Source organism: Roseovarius albus, assembly GCF_900172335.1.
GTDB classification, from domain to species: domain Bacteria; phylum Pseudomonadota; class Alphaproteobacteria; order Rhodobacterales; family Rhodobacteraceae; genus Roseovarius; species Roseovarius albus.
In genome coordinates this window covers 142,209-162,830 of the sequence record NZ_FWFX01000002.1, presented here as the reverse complement: position 1 = coordinate 162,830, position 20,622 = coordinate 142,209, and the positions used below count along the sequence as shown (strand labels likewise).

The window sequence follows — 20,622 nt, the reverse complement described above, 5'->3', positions numbered from 1 at the left end:
TCGTTAAATTTATTGGCCCAGACAATCTGCCAGGTTTTGCCCCAGATTCCGTATCAATTGCGGGTATAGATTGATCCCCACTGGCAGGCCATGACCGAGTGGGTCAAGCACGGCAATCGTGACATCATCGCCAAAAACAGAGCGCGCAATCTTAGGGTCAAACTGAGGTTCCGAAAAGATGCAGGTCGCACCTGTATCTAGCGCTACATCACGCAGTGCCGCAACGCGCGCCGGCCCCGGTGCGCTGGCATCGCCAAGCGCAATGGCTCCTTGTGCCGGTACGTCGAAACGTTCTTCGAAATACTGATACGCGTCATGAAACACCAAATAGGGCTTGGATCTGGCGGAGGTTAAAAGCTCGTTCACTTCTCCCAATAGTGCTTCCATCTCGATCTGCCCGGCTTCGGCATTGGTCTGGTATTGCGCCGCATTCTCCGGGTCGATTTCAGCCAGATACTTAGCAACGGTTCGCATCCATACTCCTGCGTTCGCGGGGTCTAACCATGCGTGGGGATTGTGACCTTCACCCTCGTGATCGACATGCTCTTCGTGGTCATCATGATCATCATGTTCGGCATGTTCTTCATGATCTTCACCGTGATTGTCAGCGTGATCATCATGATGTTCTTCGTCGTGCTGATCATCGTCATGACCATGTTCATCGCCGTGATCATGCGATCCAAAACCATGCTCTTCGCGGTACTCCAGGATCGTACCACCTGAAGTTTCGAGCAATGCCAAGCTTTCGCCGTCCTGCATTAGGGTATGCAGCTTTTCCTCAAGCCAAGGGGTCAATTCAGGACCCATCCAAATCACCAGATCTGCTTCTTGAATCGCCGCTGCCTCGGTTGGGCGCAGGGAATAGCCATGTGGCGAGGCTTCGGGTTGAATGATCAATTTGGGTTCCCCGACCCCTTGCATGACGCGCGCCACGAGCGAATGTACCGGTGCAATATCAGCCGCAACATTGGGCGCATCGGCCTGCGCCATACAAGCCATCAAGACAAACGAAAGAGAAGTGCGTTTTAGATACATGTCGATTCCAGTGATATGTTATAACACAGTGGAACTTGCTATAGGTTATAGTATAACCTATCAAGCCCAAATCATCAGCGCAGGACAAATTATGGAACATCTTGGCTTTACTCAGCATGATCATCATAGCTGTATCAACAGTGCTCTGAACACGGCTGAAGAGTTCTGCGCTCGTGAAAAGCTGCAATTCACCCCGGTTCGCCGGCGCGTGCTTGAGATATTACTGGAACGGCATCAAGCCATGGGTGCATATGACATCCTAGAGATGTTGCGCGAAGAAGGTCTTGGGTCTCAACCACCCGTGGCCTATCGCGCCTTGGACTTTTTGGTGCAACACGGTTTTGTCCACAAAATTGAACGCCTGAACGCCTTCGCTGCCTGCATGCATCCTGGAGAACAGCATATGCCGGCATTTCTGATCTGCAGGAAATGCGACCAAGTTGTCGAAGCCCATATGGAAGCGGTGAAAAACATGTTGGGCAAGGCTGTGCGGGACGTCGGATTCGAGATCGAGCAAGCCGTGGTCGAAATTATGGGGCTTTGCCCCAATTGCAAAGCACAGGCTTGATAATGACGCTGCTAACGGTCGAAAATTTGGACATCACCTTGGGTGGTCAGAATATTTTGAGCCATGTGAACCTCAACATTCAGCGTGGCGAGATTTTAACCATCGTTGGCCCCAATGGATCAGGCAAGTCGACACTGCTCAAGGCCATCACCGGCGCTTTGAAGCCGACTGCCGGTCGCATCACGCGCAAACCGTGTCTACGTATTGGATATGTGCCGCAAAAACTGCATGTCGACGTCACTCTGCCCTTGACCGTACGCGCGTTTTTAAACCTGCCGACCCGCCACAAAGCTGCGCGAATCCAATATGCTTTGGATCAAGCTGGCCTGCCGGATCTGGGAGCACGGCAATTGTCCGCCCTTTCTGGTGGTCAGTTGCAGCGTGTCTTGTTGGCAAGAGCGTTGTTGGAGCAACCGGATTTGCTAATACTGGACGAAGCCACACAAGGGCTAGACCAGCCGGGTTCGGCCGACTTTTACCGCCACATTGAAGAAGTGCGACAAAACTCAGGCTGTGCCGTCCTGATGGTTAGCCACGAATTGCATGTGGTGATGAGCACCAGCGACCGGGTGATTTGCCTAAATGGACACGTTTGTTGCGAAGGCAAACCAGATGTTGTCGCCTCAGCTCCAGAGTACCGCGCAATCTTTGGTTCCGGCACGCAAGGTGCATTGGCTCTCTATCGCCATGACCACGACCATGATCACCACGATTGCACCACGCACGAAGGGCAGCACCACCATGCTTGATGATTTCATGACCCGCGCCTTGTTGGCCGGGATGGGTGTCGCTTTTGCCGCTGCGCCGCTTGGATGTTTTGTGGTCTGGCGGCGGATGGCTTATTTCGGCGATGCCACGGCGCACGCGGCCATCCTTGGCGTAGCGCTGTCACTGGCACTGAACATGAGCATCTTTGCTGGGGCGATGATCATTGCGTTGGTCATGGCGGCACTGGTGGCAAACCTATCGGACCGCGGCTTTGCCATGGATACAATGTTAGGCGTGCTGTCGCATTCGGCGCTGGCTTTTGGTCTGGTCGCGGTGTCGTTCTTGCCAAATGTGCGAATCGACATCATGGCCTATCTGTTCGGCGATATTTTAGCCGTGAACAAGGTGGATCTGGCGGTGATCTGGTGCGGGGCTGCCTTGGTTGTTGGTATGCTGATCTGGCGGCGCAATGCGCTTCTGTTGTCTACGCTCAGCCCTGATCTCGCCTATGCCAGTGGAATAGATCCGCGCCGCGAACAACTGATCCTGACACTGTCTTTGGCCATCGTGGTCGCCGTGGCAATCAAGGTGGTTGGTGTATTGCTGATCACGGCAATGTTGATCATTCCAGCCGCAACTGCACGCACTATATCGCGCACGCCGCTGGCGATGATGGTGATCGCCACCTGTGTGGCGGTGGCGGCGGTTTTGTCTGGGCTTCAGGTGTCGCTGTGGCAAGACACGCCGACCGGGCCAACGATTGTTTGCTGTGCTGCCGTGTTCTTTGTCTTCAGCATGTCTTTGGGGGCTTTACTCAAAGAACGCACCAATTGATTGGTCAGATTCCGCGGATATTTGAAATCGCGCAATCCTATATTGACTCTTTCAGTCAGAAATAGCAAACCAGTTCCTGATAATTTCAATCAGGAACCGGAGGCCTTTATGCGCCCTTCTCTTCGCTCTACCTTGGCTCTTACTGCTTTCACCGCCGTTTTCGGCGGGCAAGCCATGGCCCAAGAAGTCAATGTTTACTCAAGTCGTCACTACGATTCTGACGATGCGATCTATGAAAAATTCACCGAAGAAACCGGCATCGCGGTGAACCGGATCGAGGCCAAGGCGGATGAGTTGATCGCGCGTCTGGAAGCGGAAGGCGACAACAGCCCGGCCGACGTATTGCTAACGGTGGATGTGGGTCGTATCGCTCGTGCTGAAGAGGCTGGCGTTTTGCAATCGATCAATTCAGACGTGATTGCCGAACGCATCCCGGCCCACCTGCGTCACCCTGAAAACCTGTGGTTCGGCCTGTCGCAACGCGCGCGCATCATCTTCTACGCCAAGGACCGTGTTGAGACTCCGCCACAGACTTATGAGGATCTGGCGAAGCCCGAGTGGAAAGGCAAGATCTGCATCCGCTCGTCTTCAAACATCTACAACCAATCTTTGCTGGCGTCTTTGATTGCCAATCACGGCGAAGAAGCGGCCAAGGAATGGGCAGCCAGCATCGTCGATAACATGGCGCGCCCGCCTCAAGGCGGTGACACGGACCAGCTGCGCGGCCTCGTCTCAGGAGAATGCGATGTCGCCGTGGCCAACCACTATTACTTCCTGCGTGCCTTTGACAAAGACGTCAAAGGCCTGACAGATGGCGTGGAAAACGTTGGCTGGGTCTGGCCCAATCAAGACGGGCGCGGTGTGCACGTCAATCTGGCCACTGCAGCAATGACCAAAGCCTCGCCCAATGCTGACGACGCGGTGAAATTCCTTGAATTCCTGACCGGTGATTTCGCGCAGGCGCAATTCGCGAATTCAAACAATGAATATCCTGCCGTTACCGGTGCCGTTGGCGATGAAGACACTGCACGTCTGGGTGACTACAAGCCTGACACCGAGACCAACACCGCAGCCTTCAGCGACAATGCGCAAAAGGCTCAGGCAATCTTCAATGAGGTTGGTTGGGACTAAATCCGCACCTCTATGAATTGAAGACAGCGCCGCATTCCGGCGCTGTTTTATTTTTGGATTCTACGAATATTAGGTACAACAATCAATCGGCACTGTATGACTACTTGAGATCACCACTTCCAATATGGCATCCCCTCGTTTTCGTGGCCAAAATCGTCATCGAAGTAAAGGTCAAAGTCGATATTCAATTGATAATAAGCGGCGGTGATGTAATGCCCCGCAGAGAGTGCACAGACATCACGATGGCTTTTGAAGTAGCCGACACATTGGATGACACCATGCATTTCATCCGGTATTTCACAAACTTTTTCGCGGATGCGCTCCATCCTTCGCCATAGCGCTGTAAGGTGGTCCTCCAAAGGCAATCCGGGTTTCAGTCCGCTCTTCATCTTCCAAGACGACAATTCATATTTTCCGCCCGGTCCGAGTTTGCGAATATCACCAATACTCCAAGAACGTTCCTCACCCGGAATACCGAAATAAGTGTTGATATCCGCTAGAAGTAACTCCGAAGTCACCCCAAAGTAAGCATAGCTGTCATATTCTGCTGAGTTACTCATTTGGAGACTCCGAGCTTTCTAAAGGAAAGGTTTACCCTCCGACAGGATGAACAATCTGAACGAGGCCTATTACAATTCAAGCGCTTAATATTAGTAACCCGCCTGACTTGTTGCCAACATATACCCAACGGTAGCGGCAGCTAGCAGGCCCAGCACCACGGCCACAGTGATCTTCCATGCAGAATAGGGGCGTTCGCCCTGCACACGTCCGTTGCGACCGTTGACGACAAAACGGTAGGTCTGGCCACGATATTTGTAGGCGGCCAGCCAGACCGGCAGCAGGATGTGTTTGAAAGTCACATCGTTCATCTGTGTTTGAATATCATGAACCCGCTGGCGGTCCCCGCCAATGTCAAATTTCACATCACGGGTAATAACACGGTCCATCAGCACACGCGCTTCCTGAAACCCATCTTCAAGTTTAACTGTATAACCTTCCGCCTGAAAGCCTGCGAGATACTCGGGGTTATAAGGCTCGAGCTCGGACAGATCCCAAGGGGCCAACGCATCGGTGAATTTTTTGGGCAGGGATTTAGACGCCAACACTAGAACATCATCAAAGAACCGTGCCACCCGGCCAGACACAGGCCGCCAACGTACCTTGGCCACACGGACTTGCTGGCGTTTGCCATCGCGCACAACAGTGCGGGTTTCATAGTAAACCGTTCCCCGTTCCCCGCGATAGGCCGATTTGGTATCTGCATCAAAAGTCCAATAGGGCACGTAAATACCGTTCATCTTGCGCCCTTTGCGCGCGTAGTCCTTAAGCCCATTGGGCGCGAACCACAGGCGGCCCAGCCAATCGGTCATCGCGCCGCGTGCCGTGCGCTCATCGAGTGCGAAGGGCAGAACAGCGCGGGGTTTGATATGCCGGTGGGTGCCTGTATCGGTGACAACCGGGGTTGCGCAAAATGGGCACTCGGATGCTTGAGCATCCGTGTCCAAAGTCACCTGCGCGCCGCAATTGGTGCAGGACAGCACACGGGTGTCTTCGATCTCCTGACTGGGCAGCTGGTCGTTTACCGCCGCTTGGAAGTCCAGCTCGGCATGGGACAACGCCCGCGTCTGCACCTGCGTGATATCCTCGCCATGACCGCAGTGACCGCAGACCAGCCGCCCCTCGGCCGGGGAAAACGCATAATCCGCTCCACACTGATCACAGGGAAAACGATGCAGTTCCTCGACTTCCACAGGGGGCGGTGGCGGCATCTGGGCCATGGTCTAATACCTTATCTCAAATATCGTCGCACGTGAGGTACGGGCTAACGAGTCACTGCGCGGGTGGCGGTGGTGGCATCACTGTAAAGAGTTGCGCCAGTTCCGTCACATCCTCGGCTCGCATCCAGCCATCCAGCCCAGCAGTCCAGACATGGCTTTCGCGGGTCAGTTTGCCTTCCCCCACCATGCGGCCCAAAGCGGCCTTGGAGTATGGTCCATGGGTTTTGCCATTCTCCGCTACGTGCCAAACATGTTCGACTGGAGGAGGAGGCGGTGGCACGGCTGCGGCCTGAGGCGCTGCGGGTGCGGGGCGTGCACCCCATGGCCCCTGCCCGCCTGACATTTGCTGCGCCATGGCCATGCCCATCCCCATACCTAAACCTGCGCCCATGCCGCCGCCACCATTCGGGTTTTTGGCGGCTTCGGTCATGGCTTCGGCAGCGGAATACTGGGTGAATTTTCCCAGATCACCTGCCATGCCCATAGAGGTGCGTTTATCCAAAGCTTCTTCGACAGCAGGCGGAAGCGAGATGTTTTCGATGTAAAGTTCTGGAATCGACAGGCCATATTCCGCGATGGTCTGCGAAATGGCAGTCGCCACCAGCCTGCCCAGATCAACCGTGTTTGCCGCCATGTCCAGCACAGGAATGCCCGAGCCGGCGACCGCACGGCTGAATTCCTGCACGATAATGTTGCGGATCTGATAGCTGATTTCATCCATGGTGAACTCACCATCGGTGCCAACGATTTCCACCAGGAACCGCGCCGGATCCACCACTCGAACAGAATAGGTGCCATAGGCGCGAATGCGGGTTGGTCCGAACTCGGGGTCGCGCAGCATGATCGGGTTCTTGGTTCCCCACTTGAGATCATTAAATCGCGTTGTGTTGACAAAATAGATTTCGGATTTGAACGGCGATTTGAATCCGTGATCCCAATGCTGCAACGTGGTCAACACCGGCATATTGTTGGTTTCCAACATATAAAGTCCTGGTGTGAAGACATCAGCCAGCTGTCCCTCGTGCACGAAAACAGCGGCCTGTCCTTCGCGCACGGTCAGTTTAGCACCGTATTTGATTTCGTGGCCTTCACGTTCAAATCGCCAAACCATAGTGTCGCGCGTGTCATCCACCCAATGGATGACATCAATGAATTCCCCGGTGAGAAAATCAAAAATGCCCATTGTTATCTCCCTTTCGGCTTACACCTTTAAACTCTTACCTTGTTGACCTGTCAGCGGTGCAGGTCACAATGGCCTGTCGTGCTTAACTGCCCGGCGGTCCGTTTACCAATTCCGCCGCCATCTCTCGGACCAACGGTAAAACCTCTTCGCGAGTCATTCCAACTTTCAATGCCGGATCATACAACATCATGAGCAGCATTTCGTCATGTGTGGTCAGGAATGCGAATTCATCATCATCATTAAAAATCGATGGCCGCGCCTTAGGGCTGTCGTTCGCCAAACCAAGCCCCTGTGCCAATTCTTCGTGCACACAGGATTTGCGGGTCAAATTCGGATGTTCTGCACGGATCAGTGCAATGGCCCGACGATAGGTCCGACTTTGCTCATTGGCGGCAAAGGCCACCACAATACAATGAATCGAACGCGGCAGGCGTTGGATCATGCCAACCGTGGCGGTGTTAACGCCTGGCTCAATCTCGCGCATGCGCCGCACGGCCTCGGCACGGTCATCTTCGCCCATGAAAAGGACGTGAAAATTAGCCGAACGTTCATTCCCCATGCTGATCGGATGCCCTGTGATGCGCGCAAGACGTTTGGCGTAATCCTGTACCACCTTGGTATCAAGATCGCGCTGCGCCTGAGGCACCGAGGCACCGAATTCCAAACCGAACCGGACCGGACCGGCCCACTTACGCAATCCGCCAGCCTGATCCGACGGCTTTTGAAAGCCTTGGTTAGGGGCGTATTCATCGTAGAAGGCGATGCGGTCAAAGTTGCGCACCAGATCGGTATCGGTGAACGGCGTATCAACTCCACCACCGTCAACGCGCAGCAACCCTTGCACCAGCAGGTCGGCCTGAACACGGCCATAATAAAGAGCCAACGATTGACTCTGCGCTGAAGGTGGCTTGGTCTCCACAGCAACATTCCCCCCACCCGTAGTAGGGAGTGGAGTGGGCGCAGGAGGCTGCGTGGTCATACAGGCCGTCAGCGTCAGCAACGCCAGCCCCCCTGCCCACTTATCTGCCCACCTGCGACGTGTCATCGTCTCAGCCGTTCGGAACTGCGGTGCCAGCGTTGTCTCCGGTGCCATCCCGGCGCGATTTGGCTGAGGCCAATGTGTCGCGCAATTCCGCTTCCATGGCCTTAAGATCTTCCTCGGCCGCGGCACGACGGGTCTTGCCTTCGTCTGCGATTTGTAGACTTTCCTCAATCGTGCCGATCAGATCAGCATTGGCTTGTTTGACCGCTTCAATATCAAACACTCCGCGTTCCATTTCTTCGCGGATCATCTTGTTCGACTCGCGCAGGTTGGCAGCGTTGGCTGTCAGCAACTCGTTGGTTAGGTCATTTGCATCTCGCACAGCGGCGGCGGCCTCAGAAGATCGCTGGATGGTGACCGCCTGCGCGAGTTGGGTTTCCCACAAAGGCACGGTATTGACCAAGGTTGAATTGATCTTGGTCACCAACGATTTGTCATTTTCCTGAACCAGACGGATCGACGGCAGCGATTGCATCGTCACCTGTCGGGTTAGTTTAAGATCGTGAACGCGGCGTTCCAGATCATCGCGCGCGGCGCGCAGATCGCGCAGTTCTTGTGCAGTGATGACCTGCTTGTCCTCTGCTGCTGCCTGAACTTCAGCTTCTTTCGCTGGGATGTCTTTTTCATCCAGTTCCTTCAGCTTCTCTTCGCCGGCCGCGATATAGAGCGCCAGTTCGTCATAGAATGCCAATGTCTTTTCATAGAGCATATCGAGCGATTTGATGTCTTTGAGCAATGTGTGCTCATGACCCAACAGCTCATCCGTCACACGGTCGATCTGGCCCTGCACTTCTTCGAATCGCGCTGTAAATTGGGCGAATGGAGCCGCACGGCCCAGCAATTTCTCCCACCAACTCCGCTCGCGACGAACATCCAGTTCGCTGACAGAGAAGCCGCGAATGGTGGTGACGATATTGCGCAGGCTATCCCCGGCTGGGCCGACATCCTTGTTACGCACCCCTTGCAACATCGATTGCGAAATTTCCTGCAGTTCCGCCTGTGCGCCAGACCCAAATGCCACGATTGAGTTTGTGTCACCCATGTCGATCTCATCCATGCGAGATTTGATCTCGTTGCTGACAGGGCCATCAGCCTGATCCAATGCGATAATCTCATTGGCGGCAACGGGCTCGGGCAAAATCGCCTGGCTGATTTCTTCAACTTCGGCCAGAGCGGCCTCGGCTTTTTGGCGAACGTTCTCGGACATAAAATTTCCTCACTTAGTCATTCTGTGTGGTCGTGCTCAGGCCTTCACGCGCAAGCCGGTCACGCAGCACTTCGATTTCCACTTCCAGATCGCTGCGGTCATCTAGAAGCAGTTTTTCGGTGCGGGCGGCAAAGTTCTGTTCCAGATCATCCAGCAAGGCCAGATAATCTGTCCGGGCTTTGTGGTCACCGCTGCGGGCGAAGATATCGACGAACTTCACAGTCGCATCACGCGCCCCTTGCAAATAAACGCTTAGGTATTTGCGGGCTGCGGTTAGATCGCGAGGATCCGCTTCAACGATGCGAAACAAATCACGCACGGTCCTCTGAAACTGTTCCACACGCGTTCTCACGTTCCGATCATTCACCCTTTTCAGCGCATCATTCATGGCCTGCAAATGTTGTTCAGCCGCATCCACAGCGCGGGCAACACGATCTGTCTGAAAAGTGTCGATGCCCTCCATGCCTTTGTCTTTCATCGGGTCCAAACCGAAGGCGAAAGAATGTAAAACGGCGCCCGTAATGGCGTAAATTATCGGTTCGATTAAAGAGGCACCTGCGGCAACCCCTGCCACAGCCAAACCCAGCCCGGTCACAACACCGCCGATCAGTTTGCGTGGCACACCCGGTCTGCGGGCAACCTTACGGGCCTCATAAGCCTCTTCGGCCTTAAGCCCCTCGCGTGTCATCCAAGCCGCCAAAAGCAACATGCCAAGCGCAATCAGGTTAAGGGCAAGTCCCGTCGGCCCCGTTGTAAAGGCCGCGTAAATCAGCGGCAGCGGCGCGATGAACAGCAGATTCACGCGCCCACCGGCCCGTGTGCGGCTGGCCCCATCATAGGCATTGCGTTGCTGCCCCGTGCGTTTGTCCGACGGGCTATCAGGGCTGAATTTTCCACCAAAACGTTGCGCCATTACACGCCCCCGAGCACTGAAACATAAAAGATCAGCAGGACGAGCAGGAAAAACGCCAATTTTTGCAAACCGCTTTCGGACATTACCCTCTCGCGCATAGGTGAACTTGATGTGAAGGTAGGCGATCCATAGGCGGTATGCTAGGGGGAAGATTTTATTAAGCTTGTCAACAGAGTTGGCACAGGTGCGTTGACTACTCTAGATTAAAGTTGAACTTCAATTTCTGGATCTTTGATGAAATCCGTTCGCTTGCGCCTGCTTATTCTGGCTTTGCTGCCCTTGGTCGTGCTGATGCCATTATTGTTGGCGCTGGCGGTCAGCCGATGGTCCGCGAATTATGACGATCTGCTGATCACCAATGTCGAAAGCGATCTGCGGATTGCCGAGCAGTATCTAAAACAAATCATGAAAACGACCGGTGACGATGTTGAAGCCCTGGCAAATTCGGCGCAGTTTCACAATATCGCAAGCATATCGCAAGAAGAACTGGATCGTTTTTTGGCAGATCACCGGAAGGCCTTGAAGCTAGACTTTCTGTATTATGCCGATACATCTCAAGCCACTGAATTATCAAAAAAATGGCCCATCGTTCAAAGTGCTTCTATCGGACAGCCCAAAACAGAAATTGATATTTTTTCTGGCAAAGACCTGTCAGAACTATCAGACGACCTCGCGGTTCAAGCGCTTTTTCCATTAATCGAAACAGAGGCTGCGGTGCCTACTGATCGTACCGTCGAAGATCGCGGCATGGTCGTTCACACAGCAACCCCGGTTCACACCCAAGCACGGAGTGGTGTTCTGGTCGGGGGAATTCTTTTGAACCGTAATCTGGATTTTATCGACACCATCAATGCGCTCGTCTATCGACCGCAAGTGAACGGTGGCGAACGCCAAGGCACCGCCACGCTGTTTTTGGAAGACGTGCGGGTATCAACCAACGTCCGACTGTTCGAGGGCTCACGCGCTTTGGGCACACGCGTATCGGCGATTGTCCGCCATACCGTACTGGTCGAGGGGCGAACCTGGTTGGCCAGTGCCTTCGTAGTGAACGACTGGTACATCTCAGGCTATCTGCCGCTGATCGACAGCTTTGGAAACCGCGTTGGAATGCTCTACGTCGGCTTTTTGGAGGCACCATTCCAAAGCATCAAGAGCGGGGCATACATTCTAACCTTTGCCTCTTTTGTTTTGGTGTTGGCCTTAACTGTTCCAGTGTTTTTGCGTCTGGCAGGTGGGATTTTTTCACCTCTGGAACGCATGACCAAAACCATGAAGCGCGTCGAAGATGGTGATCTTGATGCGCGCATCGGAACCGTTCCCGCACGCGATGAAATAGGTACTGTTGCCGCGCACCTAGATGAACTGCTCGATCAGGTGCAGGAACGTGACCAGGCGCTCAGGTCCTGGGCAGATGAGTTAAACACGAGCGTCGAAGACCGAACTGCAGAATTGCGCGAGGCGAACCAGAAGCTGGAAAGCACCTATCAACAGTTGGTCATGTCGGAAAAGCTGGCCTCGATCGGAGAAATTACCGCTGGTGTCGCGCATGAAATCAACAATCCGGTGGCAGTCATTCAAGGCAATGTGGATGTCGTGCGCGAAGTCCTGCAAGAAGGTACAGAACCGGTACAGACCGAGTTGGGGCTGATCGATCAGCAAGTCGGGCGGATCAACGCAATTGTGGGCAAACTGTTGCAATTTGCGCGTCCAACTGAGTTTGGAGCATTTGAGGAAAGCGTGCACATTAGTGATGTATTGAATGACTGTCTGGTTTTGGTTGATCATGTGATCAGCAAAGGAGAGATCGCTGTCGAAATCGATCAACAGGACGTACCTCCGGTCCATATCAACCCGGGTGAATTGCAGCAAGTAGTGATCAATCTGATCATCAACGCAGTTCAGGCCATGCAGAACAAAGGCCGGTTGCAGATCACCATTCAGGGCACAATGCGCGACAACAAAGAGGGGGCCGAGCTGATGATTGCCGACACAGGTCCGGGGATATCTAGTGAAAAGCTGAATACGGTCTTTGACCCGTTTTACACCACGAAACTGGGCGAAGGCACTGGCTTGGGTCTATCGGTCAGCCAGACCTTGATTCAGGCGGCAGGCGGTCTGATTTCAGTACGCAACAGACCCAATAGCGGGGCTGAATTTACCGTCTGGCTGCCAGCAGAATCGGAAGGGACATAAATCATGACACTTGAAGAAATCTGGCAACAGTATCGAGCCCGGTTAAAATCCTTTCTGCATTCCAAGGTGTCAAACCCTGCAGATGTTGACGACCTGCTTCAAGAAATTTCGATCAAAACCTTCACCAAGCTGGACGCATTGGATGATCCAACCAAGGTGCAGGCGTGGTTGTTTCAGATCGCACAACATACCATCGTAGATTTCTACCGCGCCAAGAGCCGATCAAAAAAGGTGCATCCTGACGACCTTTGGTATCTGGAAGATGAAAAAAAGGTTTTGCAGGATTTTGAAGGTTGCGTGGAACCCTTTCTATCCGCCTTACCCCTGAATTCTGTGCGAATGTTACGTCAGATCGATTTTGAAGGTCAGTCGCAAAAGGACTATGCCAGCAAACACAACATTTCTTACTCAACGCTAAAATCCCGCCTAAAAAGGGCGCGCTCGGAGCTAAAAGCCGTGTTTGAAAACTGCTGTCACTTGACGCTGGATGCGCAGGGAAACATCTCAGATTATCGCGTGAAATCAGACCACTGCAAAAATTGTTGAAAAATCTTTCGTCTTTTTGGAACGGCCTGCGTCTTACAGGCGAAACCAAGAAAGGAAAGACCAATGATCAAAATCGTAAGTTTCAAAATCTGCCCCTTCGTGCAGCGCGTGACCGCGTTGCTGGAAGCCAAGAACGTCCTCTATGAAATCGAGTTCATCAAACTGAGCGACAAGCCACAGTGGTTTTTGGACATCTCCCCCACTGGCCAAGTGCCGGTTTTGGTGACCGAAGGCGGGACCGCCTTATTCGAATCGGACGCCATCGTGGAATACATTGATGAGGTCACCGCACCTCTGGTTGCAAATATCAGCGCAGAGCAGCGTGCGATTGAGCGTGCCTGGAGCTATCAGGCAACCAAACACTATCTGGTGCAATGCTCGACCATGCAAAGTGCCGACAAGGAGACACTGGCTGAACGCGAAGCCAAACTGAACAAGGTCTTTGAAAAGGCAGAAAAACAACTTGATGACGCTCCATTCTTTAGTGGGACATCGCTAGGGAACGTCGACATCGCTTGGCTTCCTCTGCTGCACCGCGCCAAGATCATCGATAACCGGTCTGGTTATGACTTTGTGGCGGAATTCCCAAAGGTGAAAGCATGGCAAAGTGCACTGATGGACACTGGGATTGCGGAAAAATCCGTTGCCCGAGACTTTGAAGACACCTTTGCTGACTTCTACCTGGCTGATCGCACGTTCCTAGGTCGTGGGGCAAATTTTAACGAAGCACCTGCGAGATCCAGCAAACAAAGTGCAGGCTGTTGTGGATAAGCCTGCCCTGCAACCTGCTCAAACTTCTTTGGGCAGGTTGCAATTCCACCCGATCCAGCGCAGCCTGCGCGAGTGGAGGGTAAACCATGACCATCGAACATCTGATAGCGTTCAATCTGGCATTGTTTGCAGCCCTTGCCAGCCCGGGGCCGGCACTGTTGGTCTCTATAAAAACAACCCTGACTACTGGTCGCAACGCCGGCATGGCCATCGGGTGCGGATTGGGGCTGATGGCTGCGCTCTGGACGCTCACCGCGCTCTTGGGGCTTGAAGTGGTGTTCGAGTTGTTTCCATGGGCCTATGTGATCGTAAAAACCGCTGGTGCAATTTATCTGATTTATATCGCCTGCAGCATGTGGAAACACGCGCGCGACCAGGCTGAAAGCATCGAGCAGCCTGCAAGACATGCCTTTCGCCAAGGGATCATGATCAACCTATTGAATCCCAAATCTGTGTTGTTCGCAGCTGCCGTGCTGGTTGTGATTTTTCCATCAGATATGACCACGGGGCAGAGTGTCTTCGTAATGCTCAATCACCTTTTCGTTGAGATCGTTTTCTATTGCGGCATGGCTCTTGGGATGAGCACCAAGGCGGTCAGCGCGGCGTATCTGCGAGCCAAGGTCTATATTGATCGTGTTTCTGCTGGGGTTCTGGGATTACTAGGCATGAAGCTTTTGATCAGTCGTTAGCAATCACTCAGCCCATGCAGCGCATTTGCGATCAATTGTCTTGCGCGATACACCCAGCCGCCGGGCAGCCTCGGCCCGGTTTCCGTTGCAGGCATCAAGAACGTTCAGGATATGGCGTTGTTCGACCAGTTCCAGTGTTTCTATGGCCTCGGTTCCCGTTACGGTTCCAAGTCCGGCAAATTCTTCCGGGAAAGCCCCCAAAATTACCGAACGCTCCACCAGATTGCGCAATTCCCGCACATTTCCGGGCCAGTGATATCGACTGAGCTTCAGCAACACTTCTTCATTCAGTTCCAGCGCAGGCATCCCGAGGGAGCGAGAGATTTGACTCATGAACTGGGTGGCAAGTTCAACGATATCCTCGGACCTTTCACGCAGATGCGGCATGGCGATGTTAACTACGTTGATCCGGTGATACAGATCCGCGCGAAAGCGCCCTTCGGCCACAGCAAGCTCTAAGTCAGCATTTGTGGCGAACAAAAACCGCAAGTTCAATGGAATTTCACGTTCCGCACCAGATGGACGAATGCGCTGGTCCTCGAGAACACGTAGCAGGGCCGCTTGCACCTGTTCTGGCAATTGCGCCACCTCGTCCAGAAACAGCGTGCCACCATCGGCATGCAGAAACAGCCCGTCTTTGCGGTAGTCCTGCCCTTGCACCACGCCGAACAGTTCATCCGCAATACGATCAGCGGAAATGGCCGCACAATTCACGGCGACAAATGGTTTGTCTGCCCGATCAGAAAGACCATGCAAGGTACGGGCTGCAATTTCCTTGCCCGTACCACTCGCGCCCGTAAACAGTACGGAGGTCGGCATCGGGGCAAGCCTTGTCAGCATATCCCGCACATTTTGGATAGCAGCAGAGTTACCCAGTAGACGCCCCCGCGCGGCATTGCCTCCCTCTGAAAGCTCATGTTTGAGCAGGTAGTTTTCTCGCCGCAAATGTTTGCGATCCAGCGCGCGGGCCACCGCGTTCAGGATCTGATTGGCGCGGAAAGGTTTGAGGACGAAATCAGCCACGCCGCTGCGCAAGGCCTGAATGGCGGTGTCTAGGTCTGCGTAAGCCGTAATCAGGATTGTATCGGCAAAAAGCCCGACACGGCGCTGTTCAGACAGCCATTCAAGCCCGGTTTTTTCCGGCATGATATTGTCGAGAATGACCAGGTCAAAATGCGCCCGATCCAGAATAGCCACCGCTTCAATCGCCGAACGCGCCTGTTCGACCCGCTTACAGCGCGGTGTCAGGATCTTGGTCAGAAAGTTGCGCATGCCTGGCTCATCATCGATCACAAGGATCGAGGCGGCTTCAAGGTTTTCACCGTAGTCATCACCGCCGGTTGCTCCCTGCTGCATTTTTGCCATCTGCTGCATCATTGCTCATCCTCGTCCAAGCGCACGGCGTCACCCGCATTTTTCTGAGACGAGGACAAACCTGCCCCGGATAAAACACCGCTGGCAATGATCGCGATCAATACCGTAACGATAAATGCGATGAACATTGTCTTCACTTCAGATCCTCCTGCGCCGCTGGATCAGCGCCACCTGCCTGGCGCAAAAAATCGATCAGATCTTGTCGGTCTTCCACTTTTGTAATGCGTTGCATCGGCATTTTAGACCCCGGGATAAAATGATCTGGCCCTAATCGAAACAGGTCATGGATGGCCTCATCAGACCAGACAATATCAGAATTCTTCAAAGTTTCAGAATAGTTATAACCCAAAATCGTTCCAGCTGGGCGGTTCATAAGGTTATAAAGGGTCGGCCCTGCCTTACGCGAAGGGTCTGCAGTCAGCGCATGACAAATTGAGCATTTGCGCATGAATTGACGTTCGCCGTTTGCCATGTCCTTGGGATCTTGCAGAAAGCTGCGTGTTTCTCCGCCCGCCGGGTCAAACTTTTCCAAGAGGGTCACGGGCCAAGCATAGGCAATATCCTCGATACCACCGGCATAGATTTGCGTGCCATCAGGGGAAAAAGCCAGAGCCCAGACCGGCCCCCGCCGCATTGCACGGAAGTCGCGGGCGATACTCCAGTCATTGGTATCGATGATCATGATGTACCCGTACCCATCTCCCACTGCGAGTTGGGCAGTTTTCGCGTGATACGCCATCGACAGGATCGGACGACGCTCCAACGTAAAGTCATGCAACGTGTCACCCGTCTCTGGATGTACAACGCGCGTGACCCCGTCGACAGAACCGTAAGCGAGCCAATCGCCCTTATCATTCAGGACCATTTTATTGATCCCGAAGCCATTTGAAACCACCACCCGTGAAGAGATCTCAGAGCCATCAACACTCCAATATCGGATTGTCCCGTCGGAAGACGCGGAAAACAAACCGCCTCGTTCTGAAAATGCGACCGCATTTACCCCCGCATCATGGCCGGTCAACGTCATTGAGCTGAACTGTGAGGTTTCAATCACTTCTGTGGCATCATTCAGATCACTGGCCTTGAGATACTCAATTGTTCCGTCCCAGCTTGCTGTGGCAAAACTGCGCGTATTCTCCGAATAGGCAATATCGGATACTTTGCCTTTGTGTTGCGCGATCTTAACTGGATCGGAACGCCGGTGAGACCAGAGCAATACCTGAAAGTCATCTCCACCGGACACTAGGAATTTATTCTCGACAAATTCTAGCGTCACGACTGCCGCACTGTGCCCTTCCAACCATACAGGTTCGCGACCGTCCCAAAAGCCGACAGAGTTATCGAAACTGGCCGTTGCAACCCGCCCCGTTTCAGGATGAATTGCGATGTCCATCACCGGGCCGCCATGCCCCTTGAGCGTGTTAAAATCTTGGGCGAACGCCATCGTCGCAGACAGCAAAACACCCAAAGTGCCGACAATTCGCCACATCTATTCGGCTGGAGTTGCTTTGCCCTCGGGCAAGTCTGATTCCTTGGCTTCAAGCTCTTCCAGCCAAAGACTGTGATGCTCGCGCGCCCATTGCTCTTCGACTTCGCCGGTGGTCATGGCGTCGATCGCCCCTTCCATCCCGACAGAGCCGATATAGATGTGCGCGAAGATGATCGCCATCAAAACGAAGGCCATGATCGCGTGCCACATCTGAGCATATTGCATCTCTTCTTGCGGGGCGAGCACACTTGGCAATTCGCCAAAGCCAAAGAGCTGCGGCAAACCTGTTTGATTGAGCACGCTGAATGTTTTTGCGAACATCGGCAGATCATAGGGGAAGAGGAGCGACAGACCAGATGCAGAGATTGACGCACCAAATATGATCACTGACCAAAATATCAGCTTTTGCCCGGCGTTGAATTTCCTGGCGGGCGGGTGAACGCCCTTTCTGAACAAACCACCTCCTTGCGCAATCCATTTCAGATCGCTTCGACTGGGTAGATTGTGCATGACCCACATCACAAAAACCATAACCAGGCCCAGCATGAAGGCCCACGAAATATTGTTGTGGATCCACTTGGAACCTATAGCGATGGTGGAAAAGGAGTCGTGCCCAAAGGCCGGGATCAGAACCTTTCGCCCGAACAGGGAAATCAACCCAGTTATGCCCAAGATAATGAAGGACCCGGCCATCAACCAATGTCCAAACCGTTCAATCGCGGCAAATCGGGTCACTGTGCGCCCGGTCTTTTCGCCATCAACTCTGATACGACCACGGATTAGGTAAAACAGAACCAGCACCAGAAGTGTACCGCCCAGCAAATATGCCCCATTGGTGGCCAGCGGCCCCTCGCGGAACCGCAGCCATTTCATACCGCCATCCTGCATCAATACTCGGGCTTCGTCACCGCCCGTGGAAACGGTCACATCCGCTGTACCATAGCGCAACGCGCGCCAGACTTCCGGATCAGACGCACCGCCAAGCGTGCCCAACTGATTGGCAATACCCGCCGCACTATCAGCGTCTCCGGTTGCACCACGCCGAAAACTGTCATCGATTTTTTCCCCGCGCTGGCGCGCCATGATATCTTCGAGCGTTTGCGCTCCACCCGTGGATGCGCGTTCCGAGGCATCATCTTCTTGTGCAAAGGCCGTACTGGAGAACACCAGCCCGAATGACAGGATAATGGACCAGAGGATCTGTTTCATAACTTTCCCTTTCATCGGAGGGTGATCACCCGACATGATTTACGGCCTCAATCCACGCGCCTTGAGCCATGGGATCATTCCCTGGTCCTCAAGCGCGTATTGCCCACGGCCCGATTGCCAGATGAGCCCCTTTTCTTTGAGTTCCGCCAGTGCGCTTTGAATGGTCGACTTGGTGACTTTCCGTCCCAACCGCCTGGCAAACGCGTTCAACGTTGCGACAACAAACGGCTGAAATCCCGTACCCTGTGCAACCATCTCTTCTAGTACCGCCTTTTGGGTTTTGTTCAACTCGCCAAAGTCATTATCATAATCCGCCCATACCCGATCGCGCAGTGCATGTGCCTTGCCCAGAACAGTATCGCCCAGCGCAGCCGCGCCTCCCGGACCCAGAGCAATATCTCGCAAGGCCTCTTCCAAACGTTCCGGGCGGTGTCCAAGCAGCTCAAAGGCAGCATAGGCCTCATCTGAATCGATCTGATTTGTTGAAGCCAGCCAGGCATTCAGCCATTCGACATAAGCCGAAACATAGCCCCGCCCTAGCAACGGCATGTCTGTAACACTGGCCCCAAAGAATGGCTGGCGATTGTTGCGCAACAAACCGACAAGCTTGTCACGATGCGAACCTGTAAAGACCAGCATCAAAGCCGGCACTTGCGAGACTTCCCCCTGATTCATTGCATCGCGTGCCGCCTTGAGTGCGAACATCGCATCGATTCCGCGCGGCGTTGAAAGGGCGTGCTGAGCCTCATCCACGACCAAGGCCACGGGTTTGCCAGCAGCTTGCCCAATACGTATCAACGCATCGGCAAGCGTTAGGCCGCCTGTCTGCCCGACATCAGCAAGCGTGATTTCGACACCTGCCAGTTTAACCGCCCCAACGGTGCTAGCAGCCTTTTGCAAGGGGTTAGCCAATTTGGCCATGGTCTTACGAAGAGTTTCGGCAATCAGATCCGCCGGATCTGCACCGCGATCTGCCCAGAGGTCAGTATAGATGGTCAGAACTCCGCGTGCCTGCAGTTCTGGCATTAGATCCTGACGCAGGAAGGTACTTTTACCCGTGCGTCTGGGTCCTGCCAGAAACAGGCCGGACCGAAATGAAAATGGAGAGGCACCCATCAGGGCGTCTGCAAATCGAACGGCATCTTCTGTGCGTGAAAACGTAAATGCGGTATGTGGCATTACAGGACTTCCCAATAAAGTATCAGCATAAATATACTTTACCGTATTTCTAATCTCTCCCCAAGAGTACGAATTGGAAAATACTTTACCGTATTCGCCACTCAGGGAAACAGGGAAAGGCGAAATCAATCGCCTTTCCTGCAGACACGCATCATGTGTCTGAGCGGAAATCATCCGCCTTTCTGGTCGTAAGCTGTTCCCCAGCCCCAAGCACCTGAACCAAATCCACGCGCCACGACGCGTTCGCGGTAGATGGCCGACACGACATCGCCGTCCCCTGCCAAAAGCGCCTTAGTCGAGCACATCTCGGCACAAATTGGAAGCTTACCTTCAGCTATCCGGTTGCGTCCGTATTTCTGGAACTCGGTAGTGGAGTTATTCTCTTCGGGACCACCAGCACAGAAGGTACATTTGTCCATCTTGCCGCGAGAGCCGAAGTTGCCGGCCTGCGGGTATTGCGGCGCCCCAAAGGGACACGCGTAAAAGCAATAGCCGCAGCCGATGCAGAGGTCTTTGGAGTGGAGAACCACCCCTTCCTCGTTCTGATAAAAACAGTCAACAGGGCAGACCGCCATACAGGGTGCATCGGAACAGTGCATGCAGGCCACCGAGATCGACCGCTCGCCCGGTTTGCCATCTTCGATGGTAACAACCCGGCGGCGGTTGATGCCCCAAGGGACCTCATGTTCGTTCTTACAGGCCGTAACACAGGCGTTGCATTCAATGCAGCGTTCGGCGTCGCAGAGAAACTTTGCTCTTGCCATATCTCTTTC

The 20,622-nt window shown here is 53.8% G+C and carries 21 protein-coding genes; 8 read left to right on the top strand and 13 right to left on the bottom strand.

The features are described 5' to 3' along the window. Window positions 1-9: 9 nt before the first annotated feature. On the bottom strand, window positions 10-1,035 hold the full coding sequence (locus tag ROA7450_RS03525; RefSeq protein ID WP_234999426.1) for a zinc ABC transporter substrate-binding protein: 1,026 nt from the start codon (window positions 1,033-1,035) through the stop codon (window positions 10-12). 91 nt (window positions 1,036-1,126) lie between these two features. Here ROA7450_RS03525 and ROA7450_RS03520 point away from each other — a divergent pair, with 91 nt between their 5' ends. The 4 genes from ROA7450_RS03520 to ROA7450_RS03505 all read left to right on the top strand — a co-directional run bounded on the left by ROA7450_RS03520 (window position 1,127) and on the right by ROA7450_RS03505 (window position 4,276). Beyond that, entirely contained in the window at window positions 1,127-1,603 is a 477-nt protein-coding gene (locus tag ROA7450_RS03520; protein WP_085804290.1) for a Fur family transcriptional regulator, read from the top strand. A gap of 2 nt (window positions 1,604-1,605) precedes the next feature. Beyond that, complete coding sequence (locus ROA7450_RS03515; protein ID WP_085804289.1) at window positions 1,606-2,352, top strand: metal ABC transporter ATP-binding protein; 747 nt, start codon at window positions 1,606-1,608, stop codon at window positions 2,350-2,352. After that, a complete protein-coding gene (locus ROA7450_RS03510; protein WP_085804288.1) occupies window positions 2,345-3,145 on the top strand; it encodes a metal ABC transporter permease in 801 nt (266 codons plus the stop codon). Before ROA7450_RS03515 ends, ROA7450_RS03510 begins: the two co-directional genes overlap by 8 nt. A 108-nt stretch (window positions 3,146-3,253) precedes the next feature. Then, the gene (locus ROA7450_RS03505) at window positions 3,254-4,276 is read left to right on the top strand and encodes a Fe(3+) ABC transporter substrate-binding protein (RefSeq protein ID WP_085804287.1); all 1,023 of its coding nucleotides are present in this window, start codon (window positions 3,254-3,256) and stop codon (window positions 4,274-4,276) included. A 110-nt stretch (window positions 4,277-4,386) separates the two neighbouring features. On the opposite strand, the gene ROA7450_RS03500 is transcribed toward ROA7450_RS03505, so the two are convergent. The 6 genes from ROA7450_RS03500 to ROA7450_RS03475 all read right to left on the bottom strand — a co-directional run bounded on the left by ROA7450_RS03500 (window position 4,387) and on the right by ROA7450_RS03475 (window position 10,399). Beyond that, window positions 4,387-4,836 carry a DUF4279 domain-containing protein gene (locus ROA7450_RS03500; protein ID WP_085804286.1) on the bottom strand — a complete coding sequence of 150 codons (450 nt, stop codon included), beginning with the start codon at window positions 4,834-4,836 and terminating at the stop codon, window positions 4,387-4,389. Between the two features lie 90 nt (window positions 4,837-4,926). Then, entirely contained in the window at window positions 4,927-6,054 is a 1,128-nt protein-coding gene (locus ROA7450_RS03495) for a TFIIB-type zinc finger domain-containing protein (protein WP_085804285.1), read from the bottom strand. A 52-nt stretch (window positions 6,055-6,106) separates the two neighbouring features. Then, entirely contained in the window at window positions 6,107-7,237 is a 1,131-nt protein-coding gene (locus tag ROA7450_RS03490) for an SPFH domain-containing protein (RefSeq protein ID WP_085804284.1), read from the bottom strand. An 82-nt stretch (window positions 7,238-7,319) separates the two neighbouring features. Beyond that, a complete protein-coding gene (locus tag ROA7450_RS03485; protein ID WP_234999418.1) occupies window positions 7,320-8,330 on the bottom strand; it encodes a DUF2927 domain-containing protein in 1,011 nt (336 codons plus the stop codon). Next, window positions 8,287-9,486: a toxic anion resistance protein gene (locus tag ROA7450_RS03480; protein ID WP_085804283.1), complete on the bottom strand. Its 1,200-nt coding sequence runs from the start codon at window positions 9,484-9,486 to the stop codon at window positions 8,287-8,289. Before ROA7450_RS03480 ends, ROA7450_RS03485 begins: the two co-directional genes overlap by 44 nt. A 13-nt stretch (window positions 9,487-9,499) precedes the next feature. Then, a complete protein-coding gene (locus tag ROA7450_RS03475) occupies window positions 9,500-10,399 on the bottom strand; it encodes a 5-bromo-4-chloroindolyl phosphate hydrolysis family protein (protein WP_085804282.1) in 900 nt (299 codons plus the stop codon). 234 nt (window positions 10,400-10,633) lie between these two features. On the opposite strand from ROA7450_RS03475, the gene ROA7450_RS03470 reads away from it, so the two are divergent. The 4 genes from ROA7450_RS03470 (at window position 10,634) to ROA7450_RS03455 (ending at window position 14,598) form a co-directional block, all read left to right on the top strand. Further along, a complete protein-coding gene (locus ROA7450_RS03470) occupies window positions 10,634-12,592 on the top strand; it encodes a sensor histidine kinase (protein WP_085804281.1) in 1,959 nt (652 codons plus the stop codon). 3 nt (window positions 12,593-12,595) lie between these two features. After that, entirely contained in the window at window positions 12,596-13,138 is a 543-nt protein-coding gene (gene sigZ, locus ROA7450_RS03465; RefSeq protein WP_085804280.1) for an RNA polymerase sigma factor SigZ, read from the top strand. Window positions 13,139-13,201: 63 nt separating this feature from the next. Then, a complete protein-coding gene (locus tag ROA7450_RS03460; RefSeq protein ID WP_085804279.1) occupies window positions 13,202-13,909 on the top strand; it encodes a glutathione S-transferase family protein in 708 nt (235 codons plus the stop codon). A gap of 86 nt (window positions 13,910-13,995) precedes the next feature. After that, entirely contained in the window at window positions 13,996-14,598 is a 603-nt protein-coding gene (locus ROA7450_RS03455) for a LysE family translocator (protein WP_085804278.1), read from the top strand. Between the two features lie 3 nt (window positions 14,599-14,601). On the opposite strand, the gene ROA7450_RS03450 is transcribed toward ROA7450_RS03455, so the two are convergent. The 6 genes from ROA7450_RS03450 to fdh3B form a co-directional block, all read right to left on the bottom strand. Further along, window positions 14,602-15,975 (bottom strand): sigma-54-dependent transcriptional regulator, encoded by a 1,374-nt coding sequence (locus ROA7450_RS03450; protein ID WP_370738198.1) that lies wholly within the window; start codon window positions 15,973-15,975, stop codon window positions 14,602-14,604. Continuing rightward, window positions 15,972-16,109: a hypothetical protein gene (locus ROA7450_RS20930; RefSeq protein WP_159453988.1), complete on the bottom strand. Its 138-nt coding sequence runs from the start codon at window positions 16,107-16,109 to the stop codon at window positions 15,972-15,974. Before ROA7450_RS20930 ends, ROA7450_RS03450 begins: the two co-directional genes overlap by 4 nt. Next, window positions 16,106-17,461 (bottom strand): c-type cytochrome, encoded by a 1,356-nt coding sequence (locus tag ROA7450_RS03445; protein WP_085804277.1) that lies wholly within the window; start codon window positions 17,459-17,461, stop codon window positions 16,106-16,108. Before ROA7450_RS03445 ends, ROA7450_RS20930 begins: the two co-directional genes overlap by 4 nt. Beyond that, window positions 17,462-18,670, bottom strand: a complete 1,209-nt coding sequence (locus ROA7450_RS03440; RefSeq protein ID WP_085804276.1) for a formate dehydrogenase subunit gamma — start codon at window positions 18,668-18,670, stop codon at window positions 17,462-17,464. It abuts the gene before it with no gap. Between the two features lie 39 nt (window positions 18,671-18,709). After that, a complete protein-coding gene (locus ROA7450_RS03435; RefSeq protein ID WP_085804275.1) occupies window positions 18,710-19,849 on the bottom strand; it encodes an AAA family ATPase in 1,140 nt (379 codons plus the stop codon). A gap of 170 nt (window positions 19,850-20,019) precedes the next feature. Further along, a complete protein-coding gene (gene fdh3B / locus ROA7450_RS03430) occupies window positions 20,020-20,613 on the bottom strand; it encodes a formate dehydrogenase FDH3 subunit beta (protein ID WP_085804274.1) in 594 nt (197 codons plus the stop codon). Window positions 20,614-20,622 lie beyond the last annotated feature (9 nt).

Excerpts from the sequence above, each read along its gene's own strand:
- ROA7450_RS03525 (WP_234999426.1), bottom strand. The coding sequence starts at position 1,035 with ATGTATCTAAAACGCACTTCTCTTTCGTTTGTCTTGATGGCTTGTATG.
- ROA7450_RS03520 (WP_085804290.1), top strand. The coding sequence starts at position 1,127 with ATGGAACATCTTGGCTTTACTCAGCATGATCATCATAGCTGTATCAAC.
- ROA7450_RS03515 (WP_085804289.1), top strand. The coding sequence starts at position 1,606 with ATGACGCTGCTAACGGTCGAAAATTTGGACATCACCTTGGGTGGTCAG.
- ROA7450_RS03510 (WP_085804288.1), top strand. The coding sequence starts at position 2,345 with ATGCTTGATGATTTCATGACCCGCGCCTTGTTGGCCGGGATGGGTGTC.
- ROA7450_RS03505 (WP_085804287.1), top strand. The coding sequence starts at position 3,254 with ATGCGCCCTTCTCTTCGCTCTACCTTGGCTCTTACTGCTTTCACCGCC.
- ROA7450_RS03500 (WP_085804286.1), bottom strand. The coding sequence starts at position 4,836 with ATGAGTAACTCAGCAGAATATGACAGCTATGCTTACTTTGGGGTGACT.
- ROA7450_RS03495 (WP_085804285.1), bottom strand. The coding sequence starts at position 6,054 with ATGGCCCAGATGCCGCCACCGCCCCCTGTGGAAGTCGAGGAACTGCAT.
- ROA7450_RS03490 (WP_085804284.1), bottom strand. The coding sequence starts at position 7,237 with ATGGGCATTTTTGATTTTCTCACCGGGGAATTCATTGATGTCATCCAT.
- ROA7450_RS03485 (WP_234999418.1), bottom strand. The coding sequence starts at position 8,330 with ATGGCACCGGAGACAACGCTGGCACCGCAGTTCCGAACGGCTGAGACG.
- ROA7450_RS03480 (WP_085804283.1), bottom strand. The coding sequence starts at position 9,486 with ATGTCCGAGAACGTTCGCCAAAAAGCCGAGGCCGCTCTGGCCGAAGTT.
- ROA7450_RS03475 (WP_085804282.1), bottom strand. The coding sequence starts at position 10,399 with ATGGCGCAACGTTTTGGTGGAAAATTCAGCCCTGATAGCCCGTCGGAC.
- ROA7450_RS03470 (WP_085804281.1), top strand. The coding sequence starts at position 10,634 with ATGAAATCCGTTCGCTTGCGCCTGCTTATTCTGGCTTTGCTGCCCTTG.
- sigZ (WP_085804280.1), top strand. The coding sequence starts at position 12,596 with ATGACACTTGAAGAAATCTGGCAACAGTATCGAGCCCGGTTAAAATCC.
- ROA7450_RS03460 (WP_085804279.1), top strand. The coding sequence starts at position 13,202 with ATGATCAAAATCGTAAGTTTCAAAATCTGCCCCTTCGTGCAGCGCGTG.
- ROA7450_RS03455 (WP_085804278.1), top strand. The coding sequence starts at position 13,996 with ATGACCATCGAACATCTGATAGCGTTCAATCTGGCATTGTTTGCAGCC.
- ROA7450_RS03450 (WP_370738198.1), bottom strand. The coding sequence starts at position 15,975 with ATGATGCAGCAGATGGCAAAAATGCAGCAGGGAGCAACCGGCGGTGAT.
- ROA7450_RS03445 (WP_085804277.1), bottom strand. The coding sequence starts at position 17,461 with ATGTGGCGAATTGTCGGCACTTTGGGTGTTTTGCTGTCTGCGACGATG.
- ROA7450_RS03440 (WP_085804276.1), bottom strand. The coding sequence starts at position 18,670 with ATGAAACAGATCCTCTGGTCCATTATCCTGTCATTCGGGCTGGTGTTC.
- ROA7450_RS03435 (WP_085804275.1), bottom strand. The coding sequence starts at position 19,849 with ATGCCACATACCGCATTTACGTTTTCACGCACAGAAGATGCCGTTCGA.
- fdh3B (WP_085804274.1), bottom strand. The coding sequence starts at position 20,613 with ATGGCAAGAGCAAAGTTTCTCTGCGACGCCGAACGCTGCATTGAATGC.